Annotated in this window: 6 protein-coding genes; 1 reads left to right on the top strand and 5 read right to left on the bottom strand. The window is 66.0% G+C overall.

Annotated features, from left to right (window positions below):
- The first annotated feature begins 87 nt into the window (after positions 1-87).
- The gene (locus tag U9979_RS00310) at positions 88-264 is read left to right on the top strand and encodes a hypothetical protein (RefSeq protein WP_322777767.1); all 177 of its coding nucleotides are present in this window, start codon (positions 88-90) and stop codon (positions 262-264) included.
- 83 nt (positions 265-347) lie between these two features.
- On the opposite strand, the gene U9979_RS00305 is transcribed toward U9979_RS00310, so the two are convergent.
- The 5 genes from U9979_RS00305 to U9979_RS00285 all read right to left on the bottom strand — a co-directional run bounded on the left by U9979_RS00305 (position 348) and on the right by U9979_RS00285 (position 3,667).
- On the bottom strand, positions 348-1,397 hold the full coding sequence (locus U9979_RS00305) for a phosphotransferase family protein (protein ID WP_322777766.1): 1,050 nt from the start codon (positions 1,395-1,397) through the stop codon (positions 348-350).
- 166 nt (positions 1,398-1,563) lie between these two features.
- Positions 1,564-1,809 (bottom strand): hypothetical protein, encoded by a 246-nt coding sequence (locus tag U9979_RS00300; protein ID WP_322750838.1) that lies wholly within the window; start codon positions 1,807-1,809, stop codon positions 1,564-1,566.
- 352 nt (positions 1,810-2,161) lie between these two features.
- Complete coding sequence (locus U9979_RS00295) at positions 2,162-2,476, bottom strand: helix-turn-helix transcriptional regulator (RefSeq protein ID WP_322777765.1); 315 nt, start codon at positions 2,474-2,476, stop codon at positions 2,162-2,164.
- Complete coding sequence (locus tag U9979_RS00290; protein WP_322777764.1) at positions 2,473-2,844, bottom strand: type II toxin-antitoxin system RelE/ParE family toxin; 372 nt, start codon at positions 2,842-2,844, stop codon at positions 2,473-2,475. The genes U9979_RS00295 and U9979_RS00290 overlap by 4 nt, the downstream gene beginning before the upstream one ends.
- 436 nt (positions 2,845-3,280) lie before the next feature.
- Positions 3,281-3,667, bottom strand: a complete 387-nt coding sequence (locus tag U9979_RS00285) for a hypothetical protein (RefSeq protein ID WP_322777763.1) — start codon at positions 3,665-3,667, stop codon at positions 3,281-3,283.
- Positions 3,668-3,924 lie beyond the last annotated feature (257 nt).

Raw genomic sequence — 3,924 nt, 5'->3', positions numbered from 1 at the left:
AGTCGTTGGTCTGCAGAAACTCAACGAAGAACATGCGGAACGCCGCCTCACTTTCGATAGGATCAAGAAAACAGGAATGGTTTCTGGATGAATTCATGGGACGGGCGAAAAGGCATCCGTTTTCTCGCCGATCTCCACCGAGCCGGCCGTTACGACCTCGACGCCATCGTCACTCGCACCTATGACTCGCTCGCCGAACTGCCGTCGGGATACCGCGACCAGGCCGAGGGCACCATCATCAGAGGAGTGCTCCGACTTTCCTGAAAAACGAGCCTCGGTCTTTCCTGAAAACTGCGGGGTGGTGACACCGGCGGAGGCCGGGTGCATGGGCCTCCTGTCCGGGTCGCTTACTTCCCGGACAGGGCTGTCAATCCTGCCGCCACCAGGAGCGGTACCGCCGAGCCGACGGTCTCGAAACCGGTTCCGACGGTCATGCCCTGGGCGTGCCGCGCGTGAATACCCGCGGCGATGATAGCTGCCTTGAAACAGCCCAGCGCGAGGTAGAACGGCAGGTTTGTCACCGCACGCCCGGAGGTCGCGCAATATCGTTCGACGAGCGCGTCGGCGGACGGTAGGCGAGGGCTGGTCGAGGCGGCCTCACCGCCCAGCACGGGGTCGAAGGCCGGATCGGCGTAGGCGATGTGCAGGCCGAGGTCGGCGAGGGGGTCGCCGAGCGTCGCCATCTCCCAGTCCACGAGCGCCCGCACCGTGCCGACATCCCCCGGGTCGAGGATCGCGTTGTCGATGCGGAAGTCCCCGTGCACGATCGACGCGCCGCTCTCGGCCGGGCACGCCTCGATCAGCCGGGTGTGCAGCAGGTCCAGATCGGCGAGCTCCCGGGTCGCCACGCGGGTCCACTGGTCGTGCCAGCGCCGGACCTGGCGGCTGAGGTAGCCCGCCGCTCTGCCGAACCCCTCGAGCCCGACGGCCGCCGGATCGACGGCGTGCAATCGGGCCAGCACGTCGATGAGGCCGAACGCGCAGCGGGTGATGTCCGCGGCCGGCAGTGCGTGCAGCTCCGCACGGGTACGGATCACCTGCCCGTCGACGTACTCGACCAGGCAGAACGGGACGCCGAGCACATCCGGGTCCTCCCGCAGCGCGACCGGCCGGGCGACGGGTACGGCGCTGTCGACAAGCGCCGCCACCACCCGGTATTCCCGGGCGATGTCGTGTGCCGACGGGGTCAGGCCGCCCAGCGGCGGTCTGCGCAGCACCCAGGCCGAGCGCCCGTCGGTGATGCGGTAGGTGAGGTTGGACCGGCCGCCGTGCAGGAGTTCGGCCCGGATCGGACCCGCATCCGCCACCACGGTGTCGAAGAACCGTTGCAGCGCGGGGAGGTCGAGCCCGGCGGGCGCCGCGGTAGCCGCGGTGGCCGCGGTGGCCGCGTCGGTCATGACCGTGCCTCGGTGTCGATCGCTGCCACCGGAGCCGGTGCGAGGTCAACGGCCATCATGCGCCCTTGTGGCTAATGTCCATCAGCCCATGCAATCCGTTCCGGAACTGCGGTGTCAAGGGGATGGCGAGCCGACCCACTGGAGCGGAAGCAGCCACCCCACGGCGTCACCGAATACATGGAGCGCCGGGATAAACCGGCATGGAGAAGGGGATGAGAGCAGCCGGGGCCAAGGCGCGGATCGCCGGGGTATAGGGGTCGAGTTCTCCGGGGCCGAAGCGGCAGAGCTTGATTGCCCACCAGAAATTGTCGTCAACCTCGCCGGAGATGGTGTAAGAGCCATCGGGACGCAGGCATGCCCAGCCGCCGGCCTGAAGCGCGACCAGGGTTGTGACGGGCTGCCCGATGCGCACATCCCATGCCCGTACGGTCCCGTCGTTGCCGGCGCTGGCGAGCAGGGGAGATCGTATTCTTTTCGGTGCTGGGGACGTCCAAGCCGGCTTCACGTTCCGTGGCCATGATCCGAATCATCGCTGTAATGCAGTTGTACTGCACAGGGGATGGACGTCCGTGGACGTCGGTGGACGGCCCCGAGGCTGCGACCTGCACCGATCGACATCAGTGGATATCCACCGACATAACGACCGATTCCACCTACTGTCGGACGACATTCGGCCGAACGGTAGGTGGTTCCGGTCATCAGGATGGCCTCAACGACCTACGCACCCCGGCCCCGTCACCCGGATTCTGTTCACCGGCAGCGCCTCAGGCGATCTGGCGAAGGTCGTTGCCGTAGTCGAAAATGATCCGCATGCGGGCACCCAGCGCCCGGGCGTACCGGCTCAGCGTCGCGACCTCGTTGACGTCGAGGTCACCGTTCTCGATCTGGCTTACCCGGCCCGGTGAGACGCCCATCAGCTCGGCTACCTGACGCTGGGTCAGCCCCAGCCGCTTGCGCTCCTCGCCAAGGTGGAAGGCGCTGATCCAGGACTCAGTGCGCGCCCGCTCGGCGGCAAGCGCCTCATCGTGGCCGTCGTGCAGCTCGGCACGAATGTCATCCCAGTCATGGAACTCGGTCATGAGCCCTCCCGCCGTTTCCTCTCAAAGGCCAGCCACCTGTCGTATGCGACCTCTGCTAAGGGGATCGCAGTCGTGTACCACCGTGACCAGTCGCGGGCCTTGTTGCCGGCGACCAGCAACACGGCCTGTGACCAGGGGTCGAAAACGAAGATCACCCGGATCGCGATGTCGCGGCCCGACCTCGGCCGCAGCTCCTTGAGATTCTTGATCGTCGATCCTTGCAGCGTGTCGACGAGCGGACGCCCGAACCCAGGCCCGATCTCGGCGAGCATGTCGATCGCCGCGTTGACCGACCGATAGGTGTCCAGGTCTGTCTGGCGCAGCGAGCGCAGCCACTCCGCAGTTCGGGTGTGGCCTTGATTGTCCACCGATGAGGTGGCTCCACTGACACAGGTCGACTATAGCTCGACCTAAACATGCGGCGTCGTGCTCCCGGCAGGTTCCGCCGATGGTGGCATGACTGACAGCCACACGGACAGGCGAGCCCACGGACGAGCACGGACATTAGCAAGCCCCCACGTACATCCGAGCCCACGTCACTGGACTTGACGTACCTCAGCGGACGTCCACGGAAGATCCAGAGCAAACTACGGATCAAGAGGTTGGGGGTTCGAGTCCCTCCGAGCGCACACTGGTTGAGGCAGGTCAGAGCCCCGTACTGGATCACCGGTACGGGGATTCTGATCGTTTTATAGCAACGGATGCGGTGAAGGAGGCTGCAGATCGGCCACTAATGCACGCATGTTGCTTAGTGCTCTCGCCCGTAAGTCCTTCGGGGGTTGACACCTGGGCAGGCGGGGGCGGTCAGCTGTCGGGGGTCGACAGGTACAGCTCGTAGGCGCAGTCGAGGGCCTCTTCGGGGGTGCCGGTGAAGGTGCCGGTGGGCAGGAGGGTGTCCTGGTATCCGTTTTTGCTCGCGAGGTGGAGGGCGAATCCCCGGTGGGTGGCGGATCCGGTGGAGCGCAGCCGTATCAGCGGGATGGGCTCGTCGTCGGTGACCTGGCCCTCGATGGCGGTGCACGCGCCGCAGTGGCGGATGTGCAGGTCGGCGAGTGGGGGCCGGCGGGTGGCCGCGCGAGTGTGTAGCCGCTGTGGCAGCGATGCCTTGGTGGGTAGCCGTCCTGGCACGAGTGGATGGTTGACATACATTTTTCGCCCGAAAATTGGCGTCTCCTTACGTCTTTCTTCCACTCGTCGCACCGAATGGAATGCGGATCAAGGAGTGGGGCTGGGGTGCGTGCATCGCGAGGCGGCGGAGGGAGGCACCGGAGGTGTTGGGTGTCGACCGACGAGTCGGGGTACCCGTGCCTTGCGAAGCGATGGACGGGGAGCGATGCGGCGAGGTGTGTGCCCCAGCCCTCTCTGCCTCGGCCGTCCGCTCTCGGCTCTCGGTCGTCGGCTCTTGGCCCTCGCTGTGGTGACAGGTGACCTTATGGTGACCTGACTGT

Origin of the sequence: Protofrankia sp. Cas4, assembly GCF_963555915.1 — a bacterium.
In the GTDB taxonomy this organism is placed as follows: Bacteria; Actinomycetota; Actinomycetes; order Frankiales; family Frankiaceae; genus Protofrankia.
The sequence above is the reverse complement of the archived record's forward strand: the minus strand, read 5'-3'. Positions and strand labels throughout refer to the sequence as shown.

Excerpts from the sequence above, each read along its gene's own strand:
- U9979_RS00310 (WP_322777767.1), top strand. The coding sequence starts at position 88 with ATGAATTCATGGGACGGGCGAAAAGGCATCCGTTTTCTCGCCGATCTC.
- U9979_RS00305 (WP_322777766.1), bottom strand. The coding sequence starts at position 1,397 with ATGACCGACGCGGCCACCGCGGCCACCGCGGCTACCGCGGCGCCCGCC.
- U9979_RS00295 (WP_322777765.1), bottom strand. The coding sequence starts at position 2,476 with ATGACCGAGTTCCATGACTGGGATGACATTCGTGCCGAGCTGCACGAC.